This is a genomic window from Acidovorax sp. GW821-FHT10A04, assembly GCF_059415825.1.
The window spans coordinates 44,965-67,562 of sequence record NZ_JBWKNZ010000002.1 but is presented as its reverse complement, the minus strand read 5'-3'; the positions used below and the strand labels follow the sequence as shown (position 1 = coordinate 67,562).

Annotated in this window: 25 protein-coding genes; 13 read left to right on the top strand and 12 right to left on the bottom strand. The window is 67.8% G+C overall.

Annotation, left to right across the window (positions count from 1 at the left end; all coding sequences use genetic code 11):
- Positions 1 to 41: 41 nt before the first annotated feature.
- The 3 genes from gap to tkt form a co-directional block, all read right to left on the bottom strand.
- Complete coding sequence (gene gap / locus AC07PF_RS04725; RefSeq protein WP_007849989.1) at positions 42 to 1,040, bottom strand: type I glyceraldehyde-3-phosphate dehydrogenase; 999 nt, start codon at positions 1,038 to 1,040, stop codon at positions 42 to 44.
- Positions 1,041 to 1,067: 27 nt separating this feature from the next.
- On the bottom strand, positions 1,068 to 1,772 hold the full coding sequence (locus AC07PF_RS04720; protein WP_494611035.1) for a hypothetical protein: 705 nt from the start codon (positions 1,770 to 1,772) through the stop codon (positions 1,068 to 1,070).
- A gap of 156 nt (positions 1,773 to 1,928) precedes the next feature.
- Positions 1,929 to 3,986, bottom strand: coding sequence for a transketolase (gene tkt / locus AC07PF_RS04715; RefSeq protein ID WP_494611034.1), 2,058 nt, complete (start codon positions 3,984 to 3,986; stop codon positions 1,929 to 1,931).
- 134 nt (positions 3,987 to 4,120) lie between these two features.
- On the opposite strand from tkt, the gene AC07PF_RS04710 reads away from it, so the two are divergent.
- Both AC07PF_RS04710 and AC07PF_RS04705 read left to right on the top strand, forming a co-directional pair.
- Complete coding sequence (locus AC07PF_RS04710) at positions 4,121 to 4,522, top strand: S-adenosylmethionine decarboxylase family protein (protein WP_494611033.1); 402 nt, start codon at positions 4,121 to 4,123, stop codon at positions 4,520 to 4,522.
- Positions 4,519 to 5,277 carry a nucleotidyltransferase family protein gene (locus AC07PF_RS04705; RefSeq protein WP_007850984.1) on the top strand — a complete coding sequence of 253 codons (759 nt, stop codon included), beginning with the start codon at positions 4,519 to 4,521 and terminating at the stop codon, positions 5,275 to 5,277. The genes AC07PF_RS04710 and AC07PF_RS04705 overlap by 4 nt, the downstream gene beginning before the upstream one ends.
- A 12-nt stretch (positions 5,278 to 5,289) precedes the next feature.
- On the opposite strand, the gene AC07PF_RS04700 is transcribed toward AC07PF_RS04705, so the two are convergent.
- The 5 genes from AC07PF_RS04700 to AC07PF_RS04680 form a co-directional block, all read right to left on the bottom strand.
- Positions 5,290 to 6,042 carry a hypothetical protein gene (locus tag AC07PF_RS04700; protein WP_494611032.1) on the bottom strand — a complete coding sequence of 251 codons (753 nt, stop codon included), beginning with the start codon at positions 6,040 to 6,042 and terminating at the stop codon, positions 5,290 to 5,292.
- Positions 6,043 to 6,163: 121 nt separating this feature from the next.
- Positions 6,164 to 7,876: a flotillin domain-containing protein gene (locus AC07PF_RS04695; protein ID WP_145693744.1), complete on the bottom strand. Its 1,713-nt coding sequence runs from the start codon at positions 7,874 to 7,876 to the stop codon at positions 6,164 to 6,166.
- A gap of 50 nt (positions 7,877 to 7,926) precedes the next feature.
- Positions 7,927 to 8,559 carry a YqiJ family protein gene (locus AC07PF_RS04690; RefSeq protein WP_145693742.1) on the bottom strand — a complete coding sequence of 211 codons (633 nt, stop codon included), beginning with the start codon at positions 8,557 to 8,559 and terminating at the stop codon, positions 7,927 to 7,929.
- Positions 8,556 to 9,230 carry a PspA/IM30 family protein gene (locus AC07PF_RS04685; protein WP_007850995.1) on the bottom strand — a complete coding sequence of 225 codons (675 nt, stop codon included), beginning with the start codon at positions 9,228 to 9,230 and terminating at the stop codon, positions 8,556 to 8,558. Before AC07PF_RS04685 ends, AC07PF_RS04690 begins: the two co-directional genes overlap by 4 nt.
- A gap of 1 nt (position 9,231) precedes the next feature.
- A complete protein-coding gene (locus AC07PF_RS04680) occupies positions 9,232 to 9,741 on the bottom strand; it encodes a hypothetical protein (RefSeq protein ID WP_494611031.1) in 510 nt (169 codons plus the stop codon).
- A 148-nt stretch (positions 9,742 to 9,889) separates the two neighbouring features.
- Here AC07PF_RS04680 and AC07PF_RS04675 point away from each other — a divergent pair, with 148 nt between their 5' ends.
- Positions 9,890 to 11,287 carry an aminopeptidase P N-terminal domain-containing protein gene (locus tag AC07PF_RS04675; RefSeq protein ID WP_494611030.1) on the top strand — a complete coding sequence of 466 codons (1,398 nt, stop codon included), beginning with the start codon at positions 9,890 to 9,892 and terminating at the stop codon, positions 11,285 to 11,287.
- Positions 11,288 to 11,296: 9 nt separating this feature from the next.
- Here the strand turns inward: AC07PF_RS04675 and AC07PF_RS04670 are convergent, their stop codons facing one another.
- Entirely contained in the window at positions 11,297 to 12,202 is a 906-nt protein-coding gene (locus tag AC07PF_RS04670; RefSeq protein ID WP_007851001.1) for a LysR family transcriptional regulator, read from the bottom strand.
- Between the two features lie 101 nt (positions 12,203 to 12,303).
- Between AC07PF_RS04670 and AC07PF_RS04665 the strand changes: the two genes are divergently transcribed.
- From AC07PF_RS04665 to AC07PF_RS04655, 3 genes are read left to right on the top strand one after another with little or no spacing between them, the layout of a single operon-like run.
- Entirely contained in the window at positions 12,304 to 12,858 is a 555-nt protein-coding gene (locus tag AC07PF_RS04665; protein WP_494611029.1) for a flavodoxin family protein, read from the top strand.
- Positions 12,859 to 12,870: 12 nt separating this feature from the next.
- Positions 12,871 to 13,074, top strand: coding sequence for a tautomerase family protein (locus AC07PF_RS04660; RefSeq protein WP_007851005.1), 204 nt, complete (start codon positions 12,871 to 12,873; stop codon positions 13,072 to 13,074).
- Positions 13,071 to 13,451, top strand: coding sequence for a nuclear transport factor 2 family protein (locus AC07PF_RS04655; RefSeq protein WP_494611028.1), 381 nt, complete (start codon positions 13,071 to 13,073; stop codon positions 13,449 to 13,451). Before AC07PF_RS04660 ends, AC07PF_RS04655 begins: the two co-directional genes overlap by 4 nt.
- Before the next feature lie 112 nt (positions 13,452 to 13,563).
- Here the strand turns inward: AC07PF_RS04655 and AC07PF_RS04650 are convergent, their stop codons facing one another.
- Together AC07PF_RS04650 and AC07PF_RS04645 are read right to left on the bottom strand one after the other, a co-directional pair.
- Entirely contained in the window at positions 13,564 to 13,857 is a 294-nt protein-coding gene (locus AC07PF_RS04650) for a DUF4148 domain-containing protein (RefSeq protein WP_145693723.1), read from the bottom strand.
- 62 nt (positions 13,858 to 13,919) lie between these two features.
- Positions 13,920 to 14,213 carry a DUF4148 domain-containing protein gene (locus AC07PF_RS04645; RefSeq protein ID WP_145697286.1) on the bottom strand — a complete coding sequence of 98 codons (294 nt, stop codon included), beginning with the start codon at positions 14,211 to 14,213 and terminating at the stop codon, positions 13,920 to 13,922.
- Positions 14,214 to 14,493: 280 nt separating this feature from the next.
- Here AC07PF_RS04645 and pyk point away from each other — a divergent pair, with 280 nt between their 5' ends.
- Complete coding sequence (pyk, locus tag AC07PF_RS04640) at positions 14,494 to 15,930, top strand: pyruvate kinase (RefSeq protein WP_007857566.1); 1,437 nt, start codon at positions 14,494 to 14,496, stop codon at positions 15,928 to 15,930.
- Between the two features lie 15 nt (positions 15,931 to 15,945).
- Here the strand turns inward: pyk and AC07PF_RS04635 are convergent, their stop codons facing one another.
- A complete protein-coding gene (locus AC07PF_RS04635) occupies positions 15,946 to 16,686 on the bottom strand; it encodes a phosphatase PAP2 family protein (RefSeq protein WP_007857565.1) in 741 nt (246 codons plus the stop codon).
- A gap of 89 nt (positions 16,687 to 16,775) precedes the next feature.
- Here AC07PF_RS04635 and AC07PF_RS04630 point away from each other — a divergent pair, with 89 nt between their 5' ends.
- The 6 genes from AC07PF_RS04630 to AC07PF_RS04605 all read left to right on the top strand — a co-directional run bounded on the left by AC07PF_RS04630 (position 16,776) and on the right by AC07PF_RS04605 (position 22,590).
- Positions 16,776 to 17,483: a response regulator gene (locus tag AC07PF_RS04630; protein WP_007857564.1), complete on the top strand. Its 708-nt coding sequence runs from the start codon at positions 16,776 to 16,778 to the stop codon at positions 17,481 to 17,483.
- Complete coding sequence (locus AC07PF_RS04625) at positions 17,480 to 18,865, top strand: histidine kinase dimerization/phospho-acceptor domain-containing protein (protein WP_494611027.1); 1,386 nt, start codon at positions 17,480 to 17,482, stop codon at positions 18,863 to 18,865. Before AC07PF_RS04630 ends, AC07PF_RS04625 begins: the two co-directional genes overlap by 4 nt.
- A gap of 81 nt (positions 18,866 to 18,946) precedes the next feature.
- Complete coding sequence (gene fba / locus AC07PF_RS04620) at positions 18,947 to 20,011, top strand: class II fructose-bisphosphate aldolase (RefSeq protein ID WP_007857562.1); 1,065 nt, start codon at positions 18,947 to 18,949, stop codon at positions 20,009 to 20,011.
- Between the two features lie 184 nt (positions 20,012 to 20,195).
- Complete coding sequence (locus AC07PF_RS04615) at positions 20,196 to 21,311, top strand: Re/Si-specific NAD(P)(+) transhydrogenase subunit alpha (RefSeq protein ID WP_494604072.1); 1,116 nt, start codon at positions 20,196 to 20,198, stop codon at positions 21,309 to 21,311.
- Positions 21,308 to 22,021 (top strand): hypothetical protein, encoded by a 714-nt coding sequence (locus AC07PF_RS04610; protein WP_494611026.1) that lies wholly within the window; start codon positions 21,308 to 21,310, stop codon positions 22,019 to 22,021. The genes AC07PF_RS04615 and AC07PF_RS04610 overlap by 4 nt, the downstream gene beginning before the upstream one ends.
- Positions 22,022 to 22,044: 23 nt before the next feature.
- Positions 22,045 to 22,590: a hypothetical protein gene (locus AC07PF_RS04605; protein ID WP_007857559.1), complete on the top strand. Its 546-nt coding sequence runs from the start codon at positions 22,045 to 22,047 to the stop codon at positions 22,588 to 22,590.
- The last annotated feature ends 8 nt before the right edge of the window (positions 22,591 to 22,598 follow it).

Below are 22,598 nucleotides of genomic sequence, written 5' to 3'. Positions count from 1 at the left end.
TTGCGGGCAGCCGGCCTTGGTGTCGGCCGGGGCCTGGCGGCTTACTTGGCCACCACGCGCACCATTTCCAGGCACTTGTTCGAGTAGCCCCATTCGTTGTCGTACCAGCTGACGATCTTCACGAAGGTGCCATCGAGGGCGATGCCGGCGTCGGCGTCGAAGATCGAGGTGCGGGTATCGCCACGGAAGTCGGTGGCCACCACCTTGTCTTCGGTGTAGCCCAGCACGCCCTTGAGCGCGCCTTCGGACTGGGCCTTCATCTCGGCCTTGATCTCTTCGTACGTGGCGGCGTTTTCCAGCTCCACGGTCAGGTCAACCACCGAGACGTCGCTGGTGGGCACGCGGAAGGACATGCCGGTGAGCTTCTTGTTGAGCGCGGGGATCACCACGCCCACGGCCTTGGCAGCGCCGGTGCTCGATGGGATGATGTTTTCCAGGATGCCGCGGCCGCCGCGCCAGTCCTTGTTGGACGGGCCGTCCACCGTCTTCTGCGTGGCAGTGGCTGCGTGCACGGTGGTCATCAGGCCGCGCTTGATGCCCCACTTGTCGTTGAGCACCTTGGCCACGGGGGCCAGGCAGTTGGTGGTGCACGAGGCGTTGGAGACGATGGCCTCGCCCTTGTAGCTCGTGTGGTTCACGCCGTACACGAACATGGGGGTGTCGTCCTTGGAAGGAGCCGACAGGATGACCTTCTTGGCGCCGGCGTCCAGGTGCTTCTGGGCCGTGACCTTGTCCAGGAACAGGCCCGTGGATTCGATCACCACGTCCGCGCCGACCTCGTTCCACTTGAGGTTGGCGGGGTCGCGCTCTTGCGTCAGGCGGATCTTCTTGCCGTTGACGATCAGGGTATTGCCGTCCACCGACACGTCGCCCTTGAAGCGGCCGTGCACCGAGTCGTACTGCAGCATGTACGCCAGGTACTCGGGCTCCAGCAGGTCATTGATCGCAACGACCTCGATGTCGCTGAAATTCTGGATGGCGGAGCGCAGCACGTTGCGGCCGATGCGGCCGAAGCCGTTGATGCCAATCTTGATCGTCATTTCCAAGGTTCTCCAAACGTTAAGGAATCAGGGTTGACATTGCGCCGCCTGTGCGAATGTCGAGAGGTATCCCAGGCGCTGCACCGAGGCGGTGGGCTGCGTCTGGTAGAAGTAGACACTGGGCTGGTCGAAGGTGGGCACGGCCGTGTCGGCCCCCAGGCACATCGTGCCGTTGGCATAGCAGCGCAGGTGGAAGGGCGAGACGGTGGCGGTGCCCGTGGGCGTGGTCAGCAGCTGCGGGAAGCTCTTCTCGGCCCAGTCGAGCACGCAGTCCAGCGGTGTCGATGTGCCCGTGCCGTGCAGCGGATACGTCGCCAGCGCCGCGCCGGTGCGCGACTGGACGATGAGCTGGGAGATGCGCGACCCCGGGGCGGTGGGGGTGAAGGCCACCAGGGTCGAGCAGCCCTGGCCAGGTTGCAGCACGGCGTTCGAGCAGCCGTCCGAGCCGGCCGGGATCAGGAAGTCCCCCTGCGCGACGACCGGGCAGCCGATGCCGGCACAGGTCGCCAGGGCCGCGCCGCTGGAGATCAACGTGCCCAGCTGCAGCGGCGCACTGCTGCGGTTGAACACCGAGAAGTACTGCGTCGCAAACGTGGCCTGGAGCGGAACCTTGCCGTAGTTGTGGCCGGCCGGTGGATCGGTGATCTCCACCTGGGCATGGGCCGACAGGCAGGCCAGCGACAGCACGGCCATGGCGGCCAGGGACTTGCGGGGAAACAGGGTCGGGATCATGGCAGCTCCTTGAAAAAGGGGGACGTCAATGAAAACGACTAGCGTGCCGGCCACATGTAACGGCGTCAAGCATGCAAAGAGGCTGCAACGTGCTGTAAGTCACGCGAAACCTCTGCATATTTGCACAATGTTACGTCCCTGCCCCGCCGCGCCCGGTCAGCGGCCGCCCTTGAGCACGGCCTGCACGGTGGCAGCCACGTTCTCTTCGGTGAAGCCGAAGTGCTTGAACAGCACCGGCGCCGGGGCCGACTCACCATAGGTGTCGAGGCCGACGACTGCGGCACAGCCGTACTTCCACCAGCCGTCGGTGACACCCATTTCCACCGCCACGCGGGGGATGCCGGCGGGCAGCACGGACTTCTTGTACTTGGCGTCTTCGCGGTCGAAGGTGGTGTTGCTGGGCATGGAGACCACGCGCACGGCGATCTTGCGGTCGGCCAGCAGGCGCTGCGCCTTCAGGGCCAATTGCACTTCGGAGCCGGTGGCGATGATCACGGCCACGGCCTTCTTCTTGAGGCCCACGTCGGCGGGCTCGCTCAGCACATAGGCGCCGCGGCTGATGTCGCCCAGGTCGCGCTTGGGCGCGTAGGGCAGGTTCTGGCGCGAGAGCAGCAGCGCCGTGGGCTTGTCCTTGTTGGACAGGGCCACGCTCCAGGCCACGGCGGTTTCGGCCGTGTCACCGGGACGCCATACGTCCAGGTTGGGGATCAGGCGCAGGCTGGCGGCGTGCTCCACCGACTGGTGGGTAGGGCCGTCTTCACCGAGGCCGATGGAGTCGTGCGTGAACACATGGATCACGCGCTGCTTCATCAGCGCGGCCATGCGGATGGCGTTGCGGCTGTAGTCGCTGAAGGTCAGGAAGGTGCCGCCGTACGGGATGAAGCCGCCGTGCAGCGCAATGCCGTTCATGATCGCGGCCATGCCGAACTCGCGCACGCCGTAGTTGATGTGGCGGCCGCCGATCTTCTTGCCCTCGGACACTTCGGTCTGCACCACGTGGCCCTGCATGTCGAAGCGCAGGTTGGGCGTGCTCTTGGTGTTGGTGAGGTTGGAGCCGGTCAGGTCGGCGCTGCCGCCCAGCAGTTCGGGCAGGGCAGCGGTGAAGGCTTCCAGCGCCAGCTGGCTGGCCTTGCGGCTGGCCACGGTCTCGCCCTTGGTGTGGGCGGCGACCACGGTGTCCACGGCCACCTGGGCGAAGTTGGCGGGCAACTGGCCCTGCATGCGGCGCGTCAGTTCGGCGGCCAGTTCGGGGAACGCAGCGGTGTAGGCAGCAAAGCGCTCGTTCCACGAGGCTTCTGCGGCCTGGCCGGTGTCCTTGGCATTCCAGGCGCCGTACACGTCTTCGGGGATGCTGAACGGCTCGTGGCTCCAGCCCAGGGCTTCGCGCGTCAGCGCGATTTCCTCGGCGCCCAGGGGCTCGCCGTGGGCCTTGGCGGTGTTGGCTCGGTTCGGGCTGCCCTTGCCGATATGCGTCTTGCAGACGATCAGCGTGGGGCGCTCGGTCTGCTTCTTGGCGTCGGCGATGGCCGCGGCCACCTTCTCGGCGTCGTGGCCGTCGATGGGGCCGATCACGTTCCAGCCGCTGGCCACGAAGCGCAGGGGCGTGTTGTCGGCGAACCAGGGGGCGACCTGGCCGTCGATGCTGATGCCGTTGTCGTCGTACAGGGCGATCAGCTTGTTGAGCTTCCAGGCGCCGGCCAGCGACACGGCTTCGTGGCTGATGCCTTCCATCAGGCAGCCATCGCCCAGGAAGACGTAGGTGTTGTGGTCCACGACGGCATGGCCGTCACGGTTGAATTCCGAGGCCAGCAGCTTCTCGGCCAGGGCGAAGCCCACGGCATTGGTGATGCCCTGGCCCAGCGGGCCGGTGGTGGTTTCCACGCCGGGGGTGATGCCCACTTCGGGGTGGCCGGCAGTCTTGCTGTGCAGCTGGCGGAAGTTCTTGAGTTCGCCGATCGGCAGGTTGTAGCCCGTGAGGTGCAGCAGCGCGTACAGCAGCATCGAGCCATGGCCATTGCTCAGCACGAAACGGTCGCGGTCGAACCACTGGGGGTTGGTCGGGTTGTGCTTGAGGTGGCGACCCCACAGGGCCACAGCCATGTCGGCCATGCCCATCGGGGCGCCGGGGTGACCGGAGTTGGCTTGTTGAACGGCGTCCATGGCCAGCGCGCGGATCGCGTTTGCCATTGGTTGGTTTTGCAGGGTGTTGGCCATGGAAAGAGCGGCTCCGGGTGGGGGAGGTTCAGGGGAAACCCGCTATTTTACCGGTGAGCGCCTGAGAACGGTTTTCGCTGGTGCAAACACGTCTTTGTGCCTTGGTGGCCGGGCAATGCACTACAGTGCGGCTGATGCAAGGACTGCACCTCACCGCCGACCTCCATGGCTGCCGCTGCGCGCCTGAATGGCTGCTGGATTCCGCCGCCCTGGGCCGCGCCTGCACGGACGCTGTGCGCGCAGCGGGCCTGCAGCCCGTGGGCCAGCTGTTCCATGCTTTCCCGGCCACCGCCCAGGGGCCCGGGGGGGTCACGGCCACGGTGCTGCTGGCCGAGTCGCACCTGTGCGTGCACACCTGGCCCGAGCAGCAGGCCGTGACGCTGGACGTCTATGTCTGCAACTTCGGCGCCGACCATTCGGGCCGGGCGCGCCATCTGATGGACACGCTGCTGGCGCTGTTCGATCCAGCCAGCGTACAGCGCCATGCGTTGCAGCGCGGTGCTGTGGACACCGCTTCCGTGGAGGTGGCCGCGTGAGCGCCGCCGCCCAGGTGCCGGCCCTGCTGCTGGCCGCCGGTCGCGGCGAACGCATGCGGCCCCTGACCGACACCGTCCCCAAGCCCCTGCTGCCGGTGCAGGGACAGCCGCTGCTGGTATGGCACCTGCAGGCCCTGGCCGAGGCCGGCGTGGGCGAGGTGGTCATCAACACCGCCTGGCTGGGCGAGCAGATTGAGGCCCACTGCGGCACCACCTTCGGCACGCACCATTCGCGCCGGGGCAACCACCGGGTGGAGATCGCCTACTCCCGAGAGGGCCGCGACTTCGGCGGCGCGCTGGAGACGGCGGGTGGCATCGCACGCGCATTGCCACTAGTGGAGTCGGACGTCTTCTGGCTGGCTGCCGGGGACGTGTATGTGCCGGACTTCGTGTTCGACACCCGGGCGGTGCAGGCCTTCAAGGCCAGCCGGCAACTGGCCCACCTGTGGCTGGTGCCCAACCCCGAGCACCACCCGCGCGGCGATTTCGGCCTGTCGCCCGAGGGGCTGGCGCTGAACCTGCCAGCGGACGATCCCGCTCCCCGCTACACCTACAGCACCATCGCGCTGCTGCATGCCGAGCTGTTCTTCAAGCCCTGGTGCGATATTCCGGTAGGCAACCCGGGCGGCCTGAAAGCGCCGCTGGCGCCGCTGCTGCGCCGCGCCATGGACGCGGGCCGCGTGGGTGCCTCGCTCTACACGGGCCGCTGGACCGACGTGGGCACGCCCGAGCGCCTGGCCGAACTCAACCGCTGAACCCTCGTCGGGTCATTGGCTGGCCGCGGCCGGGTGGGCAGGCTGCACGGCGATGGCGGTGCCGTTCTCGCAGGCACGCAGCAGCCATTCGCTGGGGCGAAAGCGCGCTTCGGGCCCGTCCGGCGCGGGCTTGCCCACTTCCGCCTGCACATCGTAGGGAATAGGGGGGACCTGGAACACCGCCATCTGCCCCTTGCGGCAGGCCAGTGCCGGCACCAGCTTGTGCTCCACCCAGCCCTGGGTGTTGCTGTCGAAGCGGTAGACGGGACCCAGCGTCTGGTCCTGCGCCAGCTCCAGGCGCAGGGGCAGGGTCTGCAGCGCGCTCACCCAGGCTCCTGCGATCTGCACGGGCTGGGCAAAGCGCACCGACTCCAGCCCGTGCAGAGCGACCGGCTTGCCGGGCTCGCCCTTGTCGAAGGGGTCGTTGCGGTTGATCAGGCTGCCTGCGGGGAGCAGCAGCTCACCGTACTGGAAATCTGCGGGCAGCACGAAGCGCTCCCTGCTGGCGCGCACCACGGCGCCGTCCTGCCGCGCCTGCTCCGTGCGCACGGAGAGGTACCACTTCAGCAGGATCAGCGCATGGCACAGCAAGGCCACGGCGCACAGGATCTGCAGTGCGCGCCGGGTGAGCATCCACTTCTGCGGGATGTCCACGAAGCGCACATAGGCGGCATACACCAGCAAAGCCCCCGTCAGTGCCAGCCCCAGCACGGGGAGCAGCAGCGTGAAGATGAAATTCAGCAGGGATGCAAGCAGGTTGAGCATGGTGCCCAAGTCTGCCACGCCCATGGCCAGGGCGGCCGGGCCGGCAGGGAGCTGCGTGGCGCACAAGCCACGGCGATGGGCGGCGAGCCCGGCCAGGCCGGGCCGGGCCGCGGCCGCAGGCTCACTCAGCGGCGTGGCTGGCAGGCGCTGGCGCGGCCTGTGGCGGGCTGCCCAGCATGCCGGCCAGGCTCTGCGCCATGCCGGTGATGCCTTCATTGGACAGGCCCGCGTCCTTCATCACCGCGTCCACGATGGGCTTGGCGATCTGGTACTGCAGGGCCGAGTTCAGGACCTGCTCCGGGAAGGTGCCCTGGGACCCATTGCCGCCCAGCCCCGCGCCCTGGCTTCCCGCGCCACCCGGCAGGCCGCCGACCTGCACGATGCGGATCGAGTCGATCTTCTCCATGGGGCGCACGGCTTGGGCGATGATCTGTGGCAGTTGCTGCAGCAGCAGGCTGCGCACCTGCAGGTCCACCTGGGCGGCCGACAGGGTGTTGAGCGCTTCGTTCAGCGCGCGCTTGCCCTCGGCCTCGGCCAGGGCCGCGGCCTGGCGGGCGCGGGCCTCGATGGTGATGGCCTCGGCGCGGTCCATCGCGGCCTCCTTCTCGGCCGATGCCGAGACCCGGATCGAGATCGCGTTCTGCTCGGCGTCCTTGGAGGCCTCGATCAGCTGGATGTTCTTGTCGCGCTCGGCCACGGCCACCTGGCGCGCGGTGTTCACGGCTTCCTCGGCCTTCACGGCTTCGGCGCGCGCCAGGTTGGCGGCGGCATCGGCGTCGGACTGCTCGCGCGACTTGGTGGCAATAGCGATCTGCGTATCCTGGCGCGCGATCTCGACCTGCTTGCGCTGCTCGGCGCGCTTGGTCTCGGTGTGGCGCTCGAGTTCGATCTCGCGCGTCTGGATCACCAGGTTCTTCTCGATCTCGGCGGCCTTGATCTCGCGCTCGGCCTCGATGCGCTTCTGGCTCACCTGGCGCTCGGCCTCGATCTTGGCGGCCTCGGCCTCGCGGCTGCGCTCGGCCTGCTGCGTGGCGATCAGCGCGGCCTGTTCGGCGCGCGTGGTCTCGATCTCGCGCTTTTGCGACAGCGAGGCGAACTCCTGGTCCTTCTCGATGGTGAGCTTCTGGCGCGTGGCCTCCAGGTCCTTGGTGCGCACCTGCACCTCGGTGTCCTGCTCCACGTCGTTGCGCTGCTTGCGGCGTGCCTCGGTCTGTTCGGTCAGGCGCGTCAGGCCCTCGGCGTCGAAGGCGTTGTTGGGGTTGAAGAACTGCTTTTCGGTCTGGTCCAGGCTGGTCAGCGAGACGGATTCGAGCTCCAGGCCGTTCTTCTCCAGGTCTTCGGCCACCGCGTTCTGCACGGCCTGCACGAAGTCGCGGCGCTTGTCCTGCAGCTCCTGGATGGTCATGGTGGCGGCCGTGGCACGCAGCGAGTCCACGAACTTGTCTTCCACCAGGGCCTTGAGCTCCTCGGGGCTCATGGTGCGCGCGCCCAGGGTCTGGGCGGCGATGCTCACGGCCTCCTCGGTCTGCTTGACGCGCACGAAGAAGGCCGCCGTCACGTCCACGCGCATGCGGTCCTTGGTGATCAGGCTTTCCTTGGCGCGGCGCACCACCTCGAGCTTCAGGGTGTTCATGTTCACCAGCACGCGCTCATGGAACACCGGCAGCAGGATGGCGCCGCCATCCATGATGACCTTCTGGCCCCCCAGGCCCGTGCGCACGAAGGCGGTCTCCTTGGTGGAGCGCTTGTACAGGCGCGCAAAGACGATGCCGATGGTCAGCAGCGCCAGCAGGGCGATGCCGGCAATCGCGCCCAGTTCGATCAGGTTGCTCATTTCTCAGTCTCTCCCTCGGTTGGTGTTGGTATGTTGATGGCAATGGACGGCTACATCAACCCCGGATGCGGGTTGGCAATGCAGCGGTAGAAGGCCCCGATCTTGCGCACGATGAGGATCTGCGCGCCTTCGTCGAAGACCTCGTCATCCAGGTCGGGCTCGACCATCAGGTAGTGGGTGCGGCCATGGGCATCGCGCACCCGCGCCTGCGCCGCCAGGCCGCGGCGCGCAGCGCCGGCGGAGACCACGCCCGGCCGCCCGATCAGCGACATCTCGCTCACGGCCGAGGTCTCGTCGCGCGGGATGATGTGCGCGATCAGCGAGCCCAGGCTGCGCACTGTGGCCATGCCGGGTGCCACGGCCACCAGGCCGGCGAGCCAGACCGGCAGGTAGCCACCCAGCAGGCCATGGGCCACCTTCTGCAGGCTGTAGCCGAAGATGGCATAGCCCGTGAGGAACAGCACCAACAGCACCAGCGAGGGCACCTTGCCGATGTACAGCCAGCCCAGCACCCGGTCCAGGCCGGTGTCGCCATCGATGTCAGGCAGCAGATCGTCGAGCCAGTTGCTCGGGCTCAGCGAGACCAGCATGCCCAGGCCCTCGATCAGCGCGATGCCGACAATGAGCGCAAAGGCCACGCCGAAGGGCCAGGTCTCAGGGGCGGTGAACAGGGAGGTGATCACGCGTGCCCCGTTTTCAGGCGTGCCATGCGCTCGGCGATCTTGTGGTCGCGCACCAGGTCGTCGAGCTCCTTGAGCTTGGCCGCCTGGTCCAGCGTGTGGCTGCGGTCGGTGCCGGCCAGGCCGCTCTGGCGCGCATATACGCGGTCGAAGGCGTCAGTCACGGCATCCATGCGTTGCTGGACCGCGTTGGCACCGCCTGGGGGCACAGGGGCGGCCTGGGCTGCCGCCGTGCGGCTCTGGCGAAAGGCCTCCAGGGCAGAGGCCATCTCCCGCTGCTTGGCCAGCAAGGCGGCCACATAGCCGGTGAGCTCGCTTTCCTGCCGCGCCAGGTCGGCCAGCGTGGTCTCCAGCACCGGGATCTGGGCCTCGATGTCGAGCTGGCGCGCCACGGCGACACGCGCCAGGTCGTCACGGCCGGCCGCCAGGGCCTGGTCGATCTGCTCGGCCAGCGTGCCGTGCTGGCCGTTGAGGTGGGCATGCTGCTGCTGGGCCAGGTGGCGGTTGGCGCTGGTGCGGCCCAGTTCATGGCGCACCTCGCCGATCACGGTGTCGGCCTCGCGCAGCGACTGCTCCATCACCGCCAGCGGCGCATGGTTCTCCAGGTGGTCCACCAGCGCATGCACGCTGCCGGCAATGATGCGGCCTACGCGTGTCTTGAGCGAATCTGCCATCTCAGGCTCCTTTCGAGAGAGGGGAGTGAATCGACTGGGCCAGCTCCAGCGTCGCTGCGGCGTGGCGCTGCACGACGACCGGATCGTACGCGCTGGCCTGCGCGGTGGTCGCCTGGCGCAGCAGCATCTCACTGAGCGCAAAGCCCCGGCGCACCAGCAGGTCTTCGAGCCGGGCGGCCTCCTGCTCCGAAGCGGGCGCGTTGCTCACCACGATGGCCAGGCAGGTGGTGACGTGGTCCAGCATGGCGTTGAGCACGTCCGAGTGCCGGCCCGTCTGGCCCTCGGTGCGCACCAGCGACTCGCGCAGCCGGCCGGTGACGTCGCGCGCCCAGGCATGGGCCGCCACATAGTCCAGTGCACCGTCGTGGTGGCGCTTGAGCTGGCCCAGCAGCACGCGCAGCTTGTCGCTGTTGGTGGTGGCACCCTCGACCTGCAGCTGTGCCAGCCACAGGTAGAGGTCGCTCGGTATGCGGGCGGAGAGGGGCTCCATCGTGGTGGAGGTGGTGACCATGGCATCCATCCGAAGTGGGGTTGAATGCGATGGTATTCATGTGAATACGTTTGTCAACAACTCTTTGGCGCCGCCGGTTTTTGGAATTGTTTGCAGGCGGGATGGCCTGCGGCACCGAAGGGCGGTGGATTCGCGATAAAAATAGCGCATGAACTCACCCTCCTCGCACTCCATCCATGCCCAGCGCCGCGCGCGCCTTGCTGCCCAGCTGGGTGCGGGGGGCATTGCCATCATCCCCACGGCACCCGAGTACCCGCGCAACCGCGATACCGACTTCCTGTACCGCCACGACAGCTACTTCTACTACCTGACCGGCTTCACCGAGGCCGGAGCCTGCCTGGTGCTCACGGCCGAAGGGCAGAGCACGCTGTTCTGCCGCCCCAAGGACCTGGAGCGCGAGATCTGGGACGGCTACCGCCTGGGCCCGGAGGCGGCGCCTGGCGTGCTGGCCGTGGATGCGGCGCACTCGAGCGCCGTGCTCGACGCACAGCTGCCGCGCCTGCTGGAGAACCGCCAGAGCGTGTGGTACCCCCATGCCACCCACAACGGCCTGGCTGCGCGCGTGGAGGGCTGGCTCAATGCCGTGCGCGCCCGGGTGCGCTACGGCGCACAGTGCCCGGCCGTGCAGCAGGACCTGTGCGGCCCGCTCGACGAGATGCGCCTCATCAAGGATGCGCACGAGCAGGACATCATGCGCCGCGCCAGCGACATCAGCGCCCGCGCCCACGTCCGTGCCATGCAGCGCTCGGCCCGCATGCTGCGCGCTGGCGAGGACGTGCGCGAGTACCACCTCGACGCCGAGCTGCTGTACGCCTTCCGCGAAGGCGGCTCGCAGTACCCGGCCTACGGCTCCATCGTGGCTGCCGGTGCCAATGCCTGCGTTCTGCACTACCGCGCCGATGCCGCGCCGGTGCGCGATGGCGAACTGGTGCTCATTGACGCCGGCTGCGAGCTCGACGGCTATGCCAGCGACATCACGCGCACCTTCCCGGCCAATGGCCGGTTCACCGGGCCGCAGCGGGCGCTGTACGACCTGGTGCTGGCCAGCCAAGTCGCGGCCGTGGACGCGACCCGCGCCGGTGCCCGCTTCAACGACCCGCACGACGCCACCGTGGCCGTGCTCGCCCAGGGCCTGCTGGACCTGGGCCTGCTCGACGCCAGCAAGGTGGGCAGCGTGCAGGACGTGATCGACAAGCGCGCCTACTTCCCGTTCTACATGCACCGCACCAGCCACTGGCTGGGCATGGACGTGCACGACTGCGGCAGCTACGTGGAGCCCTGCGAGGCCGACAAGACCACCGAGCGCAAGGACCCGCTTTCGGGCGAAACCATCCTCAACCGCCCGAGCCGCGTGCTGCAGCCCGGCATGGTGCTGACCATCGAGCCTGGCCTGTACGTGCGCGCCGCCGAGGGCGTGCCCGAGCAGTTCCATGGCATCGGCATCCGCATCGAGGACGACGCCATCGTCACGGCCACCGGCTGCGAGCTGATCACGCGCGGCGTGCCGGTGGATGCGGACGAGATCGAGGCGCTGATGCGCGCCTGATGGCCCGCTCTACACGCTGGTGATGAGGTGGTCGATGAAGGCCCGCACGCGCAGCGGCATGTGGCGGGTGGCCGGGTAGATGATCGAAAACGGCCGGGAACGGCCGCCCAGGTCCTGCAGCACCTCCACCAGCCGGCCCTGCCGCAGGTCGTCCTCCACGATGAAGCGGTAGGTCTGCAGCAGCCCTGCGCCATGGCGTGCCAGGGTGACTCCGCCCAGCAGGTCGTCCGAGCAGGTGAGGTTGCCCGTGGTGCCGACATCGATGTCCTGGCCCTCTTGGCAAAAGACCCATGGCACGGCCTGCCCGGTGCTGGGCAGCACGAACTGGAGGCACTCGTGGGATGCCAGGTCGCCAAGGTTGCGGGGCACGCCCGCCGAGTGCAGGTAGCCCGGCGTGGCGACCACGACCAGCTCTGCATCCATCAGCTTTCTCGCGACCAGGCCTGAGTCGGCCTGCGCCCGGGCCCGCACGGCCAGATCGAAGCCATCGGCCGTGAAGTCCACGTTGCGGTTGCTCAGTTGCACCTCGACCTGCACCTTGGGGTAGCGCGCGCGAAAACCCACCAGCGCCGGCAGCACACGGTAATGACCCAGCGTGGTGGGCACGCTGATGCGCAGCTTGCCGGCCGGTTCTGCCTGCGTGCCTGTCAGCTCCCGCTCGGCCTCGCTGAGGCGGTTGAGCGCCTGCCGGCATTGGTCGAAGTAGGTCCGGCCGCCATCGGTCAAGCGGATCTTGCGCGTGCTGCGCACGAACAGCCGCACCTGCAGGCGCTCCTCCAGCCGCGCAATGGAGCGGCTCACCGCCGCCGGGGTCAGCCCCGCCTCCCGGGCCGCGGCTGTGAAGCTCTGGGCCTCGGCGGCCAGGCAGAACAGTTCGATGCTCCCGAGCATCACATCGCCGAATTCACGGGCCATGCATTACTCCATGTAATTAATGAAGTTATCGGTGATCAGTTTATCAATCCATGCGTATTCAATAACCTGCGGTTTCCCGTTTTGTCTCGACCAGGAAACCCATGACCTCTCCCATTTCCATCGTCTTCCACAGTGGCTACGGCCACACCCGCGAAATCGCGAAGGCCGTCGCTGCAGCCAGCGGCGGTGTCCTGCTCGCCATCGACGAGCAGGGCGAGCTCGCCCCCGAAGGCTGGGCGCAGCTCGGTGCGTCGCGCGCCATCGTGTTCGGCTCGCCGACCTACATGGCCAACGTGAGCTGGCAGTTCAAACGCTTTGCAGACGCCAGCTCCGCCGTCTGGGCGCGCCAGGGGTGGAAGGACAAACTGGCCGCCGGCTTCACCAACAGCGCCGGGATCAACGGCGACAAGCTCACCACCCTCTACACCCTGTTCTCGCTGTCGCAGCAGCACGGCATGCTCTGGGCGGGCACGGCCATGCCGCCGAGCAACACCAAGGCCGCGCTGCGTGACGACCTGAACTACCTGGCCTCCTTTGCCGGGCTGATGACGGCCACGCCCTCCGATGCATCGACCGACGAGATGGTGGCTGGCGATCTGGCAACGGCCCGGGCCTTCGGCGAGCGCATTGCACAGGTCGTGGCCCGCATCGGCTGAAAGGGAGCCGCCATGCCCTACGTGAACATCCAGGTCACCCGCGAAGGTGTGACGCGCGAACAAAAGGCCGAGCTCATCGCCGGCGTCACCGAGCTGCTGGTGCGGGTGCTGCACAAGAACCCCGCGACCACGCACGTGGTAATCGACGAGATCGAGCTCGACAACTGGGGCGTGGGCGGCTTGCCCGTGGCCGAGTTCCGAAAGCGCCAGCCATGAACGCCGCCTCCGATTTTGCGGGCGTCGCCACGACGTTGCGCACCTACTTCGACGGCCTGTACCAGAGTGACACGGGCCGGCTGGCACAGGTCTTCCATCCGCAGGCGACCTATTGCTGCGCCACCGACGGACAGCTGCTGCATCGGAACATGGAAGAGTACTTTCCCATTGTGGACCAGCGTCCTTCGCCCGCGAGCCTCGGGCAGCCGCGGCTCGATCGCATCCTGTCCATCGAGTTCGCCGGTCCGGTCACGGCCTTTGCGCGGGTGGAATGCGCGATTGCGCCGCGCCTTTTTACGGACTTCCTGACGCTGGTGCGGCTCGATGGGCGCTGGCAGATCGTGAGCAAGGTGTTCCACTTCGACGTGCTGGAGTGAAGGCGCGCCTGCGGGCAGGCGCGCCCATGGCAAAAGGCCGGTGCCCCTCGCGGGGCACCGGCCTTTTGCATGGAGGCTGCAGTGCGGTCTGCAGCCTTGCCTTGCCTGTGGATTACAGGGCGCTGATTTCGCCCGAAGGGATCTGGCCCAGGCGCACAGCTTCAGCGGCTGCGGCACGCACGGCAGCACGGTCGGCCGTGGACTTGTAGGTCACGACGCGCGAACCAGCGGGCTCGATGCTGCGGGTCTGGGCCACGGTAGCGGCTTCTGCAGCCACTTCGGCGCGGGTGCGGTTCGTGTCGAACTTCAGCGCGAACTGCGAGCTGTCGGCTTCGTCAGCGTGGGCACCGAAAGCGGAGAAAGCAGCCACAGCGGCGATGGACAGGAAACGTGCGGTCTTGTTCATGGTGATCTCGATTCTTTGCTAGGTTTGTTTGGGTAGCGGGTCAGTTCAGTCCGGGGCGCTGATTACAGAGCGCCGATTTCGCCAAAAGAGATCTGGCCGGTGCGCACAGCGTCAGCAGCCTGGGCACGCACGGCAGCGCGGTCAGCAGTCGACTTGTAGGTCACGACACGCGAACCAGCAGGTTCGATGCTGCGGGTCTGGGCCACGGTAGCGGCTTCAGCGGCCACTTCGGCGCGGGTGCGGTTGGTTTCGAACTTGGTGGCGAATTGCGAAGCGTCGGCTTCGTCGGCCTGGGCACCAAACGATGCGAAAGCGGCAACAGCGGCGATGGAGAGGAAGCGTGCGGTCGTGTTCATGATGAAAATCCTTAAAGTGAAAAAGCGTCTCAAAAAAACCGGAGAGAAAACAACTTCAGACCGGGTTCGGTGAGTCGCCTTGCGGGTTCGGCTCATCGATGGGTTGAACTGTACGCCTGGGGTGTTCAGAGAAAAACTACCAAGTCGCGAACTGACTGTTCCAGTTTTGGAAATAGTTGCGAATGCCGCATGGGCCTGCCGGGCAGGTGGTAATCGGCATGTAACCGCTTTCGTGTGAAAATTGAAATTCGATTACATAACCGACGAAAGAGACAAGCCCATGCAAACCCGCCGCGCCACCAAGATCGTTGCCACCCTGGGCCCCGCTTCGAGCGACCCGCAACTGCTGGAGGCGATGATCCGCGCGGGCGTCAACGTGGTGCGCCTGAACTTCAGCCATGGCAAGGCGCAGGACCACATCGACCGCGCCACCACGGTGCGCGCCGCCGCCCAGCGCGCCGGACGCGAAGTGGCCATCATGGCCGACCTGCAAGGTCCCAAGATCCGGGTCGGCAAGTTCGCCGAAGGCAAGGTGCAGCTGGTGTCGGGTGAGAGGTTCGTGCTCGACGCCTCGCGCACCGAGCCCGGCGACATCGACGGCGTGGGCCTCGACTACAAGGAGCTGCCGCGCGACGTGAAGGCCGGTGACGTGCTGCTGCTCAACGATGGCCTGATCGTGCTCATCGTCGATTCCGTGCAGGGCGAAGAGGTGCATACCACGGTCAAGATCGGCGGCGAGCTGTCCAACAACAAGGGCATCAACAAGCAGGGCGGCGGCCTCACGGCGCCCGCCCTCACGGCCAAGGACATGGAGGACATCCGCACCGCGATGAGCTTCCAGGCCGACTACGTGGCCGTGAGCTTTCCCAAGAACGCGACCGACATGGAGATGGCACGCCAGCTGTGCAACGTGGCGGCTTCCGAGTTCCGCCACAAGCCGGGCCTGATCGCCAAGATCGAGCGCGCGGAGGCCATTCCGCACCTCGAAGCCATCCTGCGCGTGAGCGACGGCATCATGGTCGCCCGCGGCGACCTGGCCGTGGAAGTGGGCAATGCCGCCGTGCCGGCGCTGCAAAAGAAGATGATCCGCATGGCGCGTGATCTGGACAAGGTGGTCATCACCGCCACGCAGATGATGGAGAGCATGATCACCAACCCCGTGCCCACGCGCGCCGAGGTCAGCGACGTGGCCAACGCCGTGCTCGACGGCACCGACGCCGTGATGCTCAGCGCCGAGACGGCGGCCGGCAAGTACCCGCTGGAGACGGTGATGGAGATGGCCACCATCTGCGCCGCCGCCGAGGCCGCCGAAGACCACCCGCTGGACGCCGACTTCACGGGCCAGACCTTCGGCCGCATCGACCAGTCCATCGCCATGGGCGCGCTGTTCACGGCCCACCACCTGGGCGCCAAGGCCATCGTGGCCATGACCGACAGCGGCGCCACGGCGCTGTGGATGAGCCGCCACCGCATCCACATCCCGATCTATGCGCTCACGCCCAAGGTGGCCACGCAGCGCAAGATGGCCATGTACCGCAACGTGCGCCCCTTGCTCATGGACACCAGTGCCGACCGCGACACGGCGCTGGAGCAGGCCGAGGGCCACCTCAAGACGCGCAACATCGTGCAGAAGGGCGATGTCTATGCGATTACCTGCGGCGAGCCCATGGGGGCTCCCGGTGGTACCAACATGCTCAAGATCTGCCGCGCCAGCTGATCCCTCCCAAGCGGCTCAGGCCGCGGGTGCGGCGGCACCCGGCGGCGGGGCCAGGCGCACCCGCAGTGCGCGTGCGCCGAGGTCGGCCATCCAGGCGACCGTCCAGCACAGCCAGGCCGACCACAGGGTGTGGCTCATGAAATGCGCGCCCCGCGCCTGCTGGGCCAGGCCCAGCACCAGCCCGGCCACCAGCGATGCCACCAGGCAGGCGCATGCAGCCCGGGGCTGCGTGCGCCGCAGCGCGAACCAGCCGCCGACGAAGGCGAAGCCTGCCGAGGCGTGGCCGGCGGGAAAGCAGCGGCCCCCGCCGCCATCCACCAGGCCCCAGGCCCAGTGCGAGGCATAACGCGCCACGCCCCCGAATTCGGCCAGGTCCCAGGGACAGCTGGTGCTGCTCAGGTTCTTGGCGATGCTGACCGCGGCCAGCGCCAGCAGTGCGCTCACCACCCACTGCAGGCGCTCGCCCATGTCCAGGCGGCGCAGCGGGCCCAGGGGCCACCACACGCCGAGTGCCAGCAGCAAGACCAGCAACCAGCCCACCCGCCGCGCCCCCTCGTGCGCCACATGCACGAAGAACCACTGGTCGCGCAGCGGAAAGCCCGAGCCACTGCCGAAGGCATGGGCCAGCGACAGGTCCCGGCCCAGGAAGTCCCACAGCACCACGAGGGCCAGGCAGGCCAGTGTCCAGGCTGCGATGCGCCGCTGCGCGGAGAACGGGGGGAGGGCGGGGTCAAGGGGCGAGGACGGCAGGCGCATGGGGCGACGATAGGAATCCGCTCTTAAGGCCGTCTTAAACTCCTGCGGCGGTCCGGGCGCAGGTCGCTCGGGACTGCCACAATGCGCGCATGCGAATCCTTGTGGTGGAAGACGATGCCGGCATTGCCAGTGGCCTGCGCACCAACCTGCAGCAGCGAGGCTATGCCGTCGACGTGTGCGATGGCGTGGCGGGTGCCTGGGCCGCCCTGCGCGCCGAGCGCTTCGATGCCGTGCTGCTGGACCTGGGCCTGAAGGACGGCGACGGCAGCGAGGTGCTGCGCCGCCTGCGCGCCAGTCCGGCCGCAACCGCCGGGGCCCAGGCAGCGCTGGCGCTGCCCGACCCGGCCACGCCGGTGTTGATCCTCACGGCGCGCGACCATGTCACCGAACGCATCGCAGGGCTGGACCAGGGGGCCGACGACTACCTCGTCAAGCCCTTCAACGTCGATGAACTGGAGGCTCGGCTGCGCGCCATGCTGCGCCGTGCCACGGGCCGGGCATCGCCCACACTGCGCCATGCCGACATCGAGCTCGACCCCGGTGCGCGCACGGTGCACCAGGCGGGGCAGGCGGTGGAGATGTCGCCGCGCGAGTTCTCGGTGCTGTGGGTGCTGATGGATGCGCGCGGGCGCGTGCTCTCGCGCCAGCAGATCGAGGAGCGCCTGTACAGCTGGGACGTGGCCATCGAGAGCAACGCCATCGAGGTCTACATCCACCACCTGCGCCGCAAACTGGGTAGCACCTGCATCCAGACCATGCGCGGCGTGGGCTATTTCATGCCCCAGGAGAAGCCATGAGGATGAAGGCCTGGGGCCGGCGCCTGCTGCGCGTGGCCGGCAGTTCCTCGCTCACCCGCCAGCTGCTGCTCTGGTCGCTCGGTGCCCTGGTGCTGGTGTGGGCCAGCTTTGTCTACCTGGGCTACCAGACCGGCATCCACGAAGCCGACGAGCTGACCGACGGCCACCTGGCCAGCGTGGCCGCGCTGCTGCTCAACCTGCGTGCGTCGGAATCTGTGGAGCTGGAGAACACCACCCAGCGTGCCCCCATGCCCTGGCTCAAGGCACACGACTACCAGCAGTCCCTGAGCGTGGTGCAGTGGGATGCACAGGGCCGTTTACTGGCCCACACGGGCAGCGCCCCCCTGCCCGCCTTCGGTGGGGCCGAGGGCTTTTCCAACCTCACGTTGGGGCCCAAGGCCACCGTGTGGCGCAGCTTCTCCCAGTGGTCGGCCGACCGCAGCCGCAAGGTGGTGGTGCTGCTGGAGCTGGGCGAGCGCGATGACCTGGCCGAGGACATCGCCGAACAGATGGTCGAGCCCGGCCTGTGGCTGCTGCCTGTCGTGGCCCTGGCGCTGGGCCTGGCGCTGTGGCGGGGGCTGCGCCCGTTGTACGAGCTGTCCCGCGACGTGGCAGCGCTCGACCCGGCCAGCGCCGAGCGCTTGACCGCCAGCCGTGCCTGGAGCGAGTTCGAATCGGTGGTAGCGTCGATCAACACCCTGCTGGAGCGCCAGCAGGCCGCCATGGCGCGCGAGCGCCGCCTGGCCAACGAGGTGGCGCACGAGCTGCGCACGCCGCTGTCGTCGATTGCGCTCCAGGCCAGCGCACTGGACAAGGGCCTGGACGCTCCGGCCCAGGCCCAGGCCGTGGCGCGCATCGGCCAGGACGCGCTGCGAGCGGGCCACGTGCTCAACCAGTTGCTGGCCCTGGCGCGTGCGAGCCGGGCCGAACTGCACGAGGCCAAGGCGCCCCTGGACCTGGTGGCCGTCAGCCGGGCCGTGTGCGCCGACTACGCACAGGCTGCTTGGCAGCGCGGCGACGAGATCGCGCTGGCCGGCCCTGACCAGATGGCCTTGGCGGGCCATGCCGTGCTGCTGGATCTGGCGTTGCGCAACCTGATGGAAAACGCCCTCAAGCACACCCCGGAAGGCACCCGCATCGCCGTGCAGATGGGGGTCTCCGATGCCGGGGCTGCATGGCTGCAGGTCTGCGACGACGGGGCCCGCGGCGCGGGCGCGCAACGTGCCGTGGCACCTGCGGACAGCCTGCACCTGGGGCATGAAATCGTGCGCCGCGTGGCCGAGGCCCATGGTGGGCATTTCGGGCCCGCAGCGGCGCCGGCGCCCTTTACCACCTGCTACCGGCTGGAATTCGCCGCAGCGTCGGCGGCGACGGCCGGGTAAAATCCCGGGTTACCAAGCGGTTACCACCGCCCGCTGCCTGTATCCATGGCGCCCCATCAACCCTGAACGGACCTCACGACCATGCCCCTCGTCTCGATGCGCGAACTGCTCGACCACGCCGCTGCCAACAGCTATGGCATCCCCGCCTTCAACGTCAACAACCTGGAACAGGTCCAGGCCGTGATGGCTGCTGCCGACGAGGTGGGTGCACCGGTGATCCTGCAGGCCAGCGCAGGTGCCCGCAAGTACGCCGGCGAGCCCTTCATCAAGCACCTGATCCAGGCCGCCGTCGAAGCCTTCCCGCACATTCCCCTGGTGATGCACCAGGACCACGGCACCTCGCCCAAAATCTGCGCGGGCGCCATCGACCTGGGTTTCGGCTCGGTGATGATGGACGGTTCGCTGATGGAAGACGGCAAGACCCCCTCGTCCTTCGAATACAACATGGAAGTGACGCGCAAGGTCGTCGACATGGCGCACAAGGTCGGCGTCACCGTGGAGGGCGAACTCGGCTGCCTGGGCAACCTGGAAACCGGTGAAGCCGGCGAGGAAGACGGCATCGGCGCCGAAGGCAAGCTGGACCACAGCCAGATGCTGACCGACCCCGAGGAAGCCGCCGTGTTCGTCAAGGCCACGCAGCTCGATGCCCTGGCGATCGCCATCGGCACCAGCCACGGCGCCTACAAGTTCAGCCGCAAGCCCACGGGCGACATCCTGGCCATCAGCCGCGTCAAGGAAATCCACCAGCGCATTCCCAACACCCACCTGGTGATGCACGGCTCCTCCTCGGTGCCTGCCGAGCTGCTGGCCATCATCAACCAGTACGGCGGCAAGATGAAGGAAACCTACGGCGTTCCCGTCGAGGAAATCCAGGAGGCCATCAAGTACGGCGTGCGCAAGATCAACATCGACACCGACATCCGCCTGGCCATGACCGGCGCGGTGCGCAAGTTCCTGGCCGAGAACCCCGACAAGTTCGACGCGCGCGAATGGCTCAAGCCGGCACGCGAAGCCGCCAAGCAGGTCTGCAAGGCCCGCTACCTGGAATTCGGCTGCGAAGGCCAGGGCAGCAAGATCAAGGGCCTGAGCCTGCAGCAGGTGGCCCAGCAGTACGCCGCAGGCACGTTGGCGCAAGTGGTGCACTGAACCACCGGCCCCGGCCTACAAGCCCGCAAGTCCCGTGCTTGCGGGCTTTTTTGCGCCCGGAGTGTCTCCTTTGCGATGGGGAGTTCCCTCTACATCAGCCAAATGCAACAGCCATCAAAGTTTCTTCATGTAAGCTCGCGGTCAGTAAGTAAGTAAAACCACTGACCTTGAGCAAGGAGACGACATGCTGATTGGTGTGCCTGCAGAGTCCATGGCAGGAGAGACACGGGTTGCCGTGACCCCCGAAACGGTCAAGAAGCTCAAGGCCCAGGGCCATACCCTGCGCGTCGAGGCCGGCGCCGGCATTGCCGCCAGCGTCACCGATGCGGCGTACGAAGCGGCCGGTGCCGAGATCACCGATGCCGCGGGCGCCTGGGGCGCCGACCTGCTGCTCAAGGTGCGCTGCCCGTCCGAGGCCGAGACGCCACGCCTGCGCGCGGGCACCACGCTGGTCGGCATGCTCAACCCCTTCGATGCGGCGGGCCTGCAGCGCCTGGCGACTGCCGGCGTGACGGCCTACGCGCTCGAAGCCGCTCCCCGCACCACCCGTGCGCAAAGCATGGACGTGCTGTCCTCCCAGGCCAACATCGCCGGCTACAAGGCCGTGATGATCGCGGCCGACCGCTACCAGCGCTTCTTCCCCATGCTCATGACAGCCGCCGGCACCGTGAAGGCCGCGCGCGTGGTGATCCTGGGCGTGGGCGTGGCCGGCCTGCAGGCGATTGCCACGGCCAAGCGCCTGGGTGCCGTGATCGAGGCCTCCGATGTGCGCCCCAGCGTCAAGGAGCAGGTCGAATCGCTGGGTGGCAAGTTCATCGACGTGCCCTACGAGACCCAGGAAGAAAAGGACGCCGCCGAGGGGGTGGGCGGCTACGCCCGCCCCATGCCGCCCAGCTGGCTGGAGCGCCAGAAGGCCGAGGTCGCCAAGCGCGTGGCCCAGGCCGACGTGGTCATCACCACCGCCCTGATCCCCGGCCGCGCGGCCCCGGTGCTGGTGACCGAGGAGATGGTCCAGTCGATGAAGGCCGGTTCGGTCATCGTCGACATCGCCGCCCCCCAGGGCGGCAACTGCCCGCTCACCGAGCCCGGCAAGACCGTCGTCAAGCACGGCGTGACCCTGGTGGGCGAGACCAACCTGCCGGCCCTGGTGGCGGCGGATGCCTCGTCGCTCTACGCGCGCAACGTGCTCGACTTCCTCAAGCTCATTGTCAACAAGGAAGGCGCCCTGCACATGGACCTGCAGGACGATATCGTGGCTGCCTGCCTGATGGCCCATGAAGGCACGGTGAAGCGCGCATGAGGCCCCTGCTATCCCGCCTGCTGGCCGCTGCGGCGGCCCTGGCGGTTCTTTCCGCCTGCGCCCCCATGCCTGCCGGCCCTGCCGAGTTCAGCGCCGGGCGCACGCGCGTGGTGCTGCCGTCTTCCGCCTGGGAAGACCTGGGCAGCTTCGATGACGCTCTGGCGGCATTGCCGCCACCGGCCAGCCTGCCCCTGCAGACCCGCGCCGTGGCCCTGCGCGGCGCCCGCAACGAAGTGCTGGCGGTGATGCTGGTGCAATCCCACCAGCGCAGCGACCCGCGTGACCGCACGCTGTGGACGGCCTCCTGTGCGCAGGAGCAGGGCCTGTGGGTGCGGGATGCCGCCGCCGGCAGCCCCGTGCGCGTGGACTGCCTGCGCTTCAAGCGCTGGGCCCATACCAGCGACCGCTTCCTGGACAAGGCCAACCCGGGCCTGGTGCGCTGGATCGGTGAGCGCGGCGTGGCGCTCACGCAGCCCTACTCGCATGTGAACTACCGCTATGCGACCGAGGGCGGTGCCTATATCGAGGTGAATGCGCTGGTGGACCTGCGCCTGCTGAAGCTGCCCGCAGGCAATACCCCCGACTACCTGCGCGCCGGCTTGCCTGCCGAGGCCTGGAGCCAGCAGATGGCCCGGGCCGCACGCGTGAGCGTCGGCATGCTCGATGGATTCCTGGCCGTGCCGCCGTTCCCCGCCGCACTGCCGCAATAAAAAAGCCAAGGGAGGCACGGAACATGGGGATCATTTTGCAAATCCTGGGCCTGGTCATCACCTTCACCATGGCCATGGAGGCCCTGCGGCGCTTCGGCATCGATGTGGGCTGGCTCAACCCGCTGACCTTCTTCCACCGGCGCGCCTGGCGGAAAAAGGTCACCACGCCACCGCTCTACGCGCTCGACCATCCGGTGGACGTGGTCGCCGTGCTGGCCCTGGCCACGGTGCAGACCACGGGCGCCATCACGGTGCAGCAGAAGACCGGCGTGCAGGCGCTGTTGCGCGAGCACCTGGCGCTGACCGATGGCGATGCCGGCAGCCTCTGGGTGGCCAGCGCGCACCTGCTGCGCAACCGCGCGCTGGCGCTCACCGAGCTGCCCGAGGTACTCGCGCGCAGCGCCGACAAGTTCACCGATTACCACGTGCAAACGCTCAAGACCGTGATGCGATCGGCCGCTCTGATCGAGCCGCCCATCAACCCGGCCCAGCAGCAGCTCATCGACGCTGTGGATGCCTATTTCGCCAAGAAGAATGCCGCCAAAGGCCCCTGGTCTGCCGGAACCTAACGCCAATT

Coding starts and splice junctions, on each gene's coding strand:
- gap (WP_007849989.1), bottom strand. CDS start 1,040: ATGACGATCAAGATTGGCATCAACGGCTTCGGCCGCATCGGCCGCAAC.
- AC07PF_RS04720 (WP_494611035.1), bottom strand. CDS start 1,772: ATGATCCCGACCCTGTTTCCCCGCAAGTCCCTGGCCGCCATGGCCGTG.
- tkt (WP_494611034.1), bottom strand. CDS start 3,986: ATGGCCAACACCCTGCAAAACCAACCAATGGCAAACGCGATCCGCGCG.
- AC07PF_RS04710 (WP_494611033.1), top strand. CDS start 4,121: ATGCAAGGACTGCACCTCACCGCCGACCTCCATGGCTGCCGCTGCGCG.
- AC07PF_RS04700 (WP_494611032.1), bottom strand. CDS start 6,042: ATGCTCAACCTGCTTGCATCCCTGCTGAATTTCATCTTCACGCTGCTG.
- AC07PF_RS04695 (WP_145693744.1), bottom strand. CDS start 7,876: ATGAGCAACCTGATCGAACTGGGCGCGATTGCCGGCATCGCCCTGCTG.
- AC07PF_RS04685 (WP_007850995.1), bottom strand. CDS start 9,230: ATGGCAGATTCGCTCAAGACACGCGTAGGCCGCATCATTGCCGGCAGC.
- AC07PF_RS04680 (WP_494611031.1), bottom strand. CDS start 9,741: ATGGTCACCACCTCCACCACGATGGAGCCCCTCTCCGCCCGCATACCG.
- AC07PF_RS04675 (WP_494611030.1), top strand. CDS start 9,890: ATGAACTCACCCTCCTCGCACTCCATCCATGCCCAGCGCCGCGCGCGC.
- AC07PF_RS04670 (WP_007851001.1), bottom strand. CDS start 12,202: ATGGCCCGTGAATTCGGCGATGTGATGCTCGGGAGCATCGAACTGTTC.
- AC07PF_RS04665 (WP_494611029.1), top strand. CDS start 12,304: ATGACCTCTCCCATTTCCATCGTCTTCCACAGTGGCTACGGCCACACC.
- AC07PF_RS04660 (WP_007851005.1), top strand. CDS start 12,871: ATGCCCTACGTGAACATCCAGGTCACCCGCGAAGGTGTGACGCGCGAA.
- AC07PF_RS04655 (WP_494611028.1), top strand. CDS start 13,071: ATGAACGCCGCCTCCGATTTTGCGGGCGTCGCCACGACGTTGCGCACC.
- AC07PF_RS04650 (WP_145693723.1), bottom strand. CDS start 13,857: ATGAACAAGACCGCACGTTTCCTGTCCATCGCCGCTGTGGCTGCTTTC.
- AC07PF_RS04645 (WP_145697286.1), bottom strand. CDS start 14,213: ATGAACACGACCGCACGCTTCCTCTCCATCGCCGCTGTTGCCGCTTTC.
- pyk (WP_007857566.1), top strand. CDS start 14,494: ATGCAAACCCGCCGCGCCACCAAGATCGTTGCCACCCTGGGCCCCGCT.
- AC07PF_RS04635 (WP_007857565.1), bottom strand. CDS start 16,686: ATGCGCCTGCCGTCCTCGCCCCTTGACCCCGCCCTCCCCCCGTTCTCC.
- AC07PF_RS04630 (WP_007857564.1), top strand. CDS start 16,776: ATGCGAATCCTTGTGGTGGAAGACGATGCCGGCATTGCCAGTGGCCTG.
- AC07PF_RS04625 (WP_494611027.1), top strand. CDS start 17,480: ATGAGGATGAAGGCCTGGGGCCGGCGCCTGCTGCGCGTGGCCGGCAGT.
- fba (WP_007857562.1), top strand. CDS start 18,947: ATGCCCCTCGTCTCGATGCGCGAACTGCTCGACCACGCCGCTGCCAAC.
- AC07PF_RS04615 (WP_494604072.1), top strand. CDS start 20,196: ATGCTGATTGGTGTGCCTGCAGAGTCCATGGCAGGAGAGACACGGGTT.
- AC07PF_RS04610 (WP_494611026.1), top strand. CDS start 21,308: ATGAGGCCCCTGCTATCCCGCCTGCTGGCCGCTGCGGCGGCCCTGGCG.
- AC07PF_RS04605 (WP_007857559.1), top strand. CDS start 22,045: ATGGGGATCATTTTGCAAATCCTGGGCCTGGTCATCACCTTCACCATG.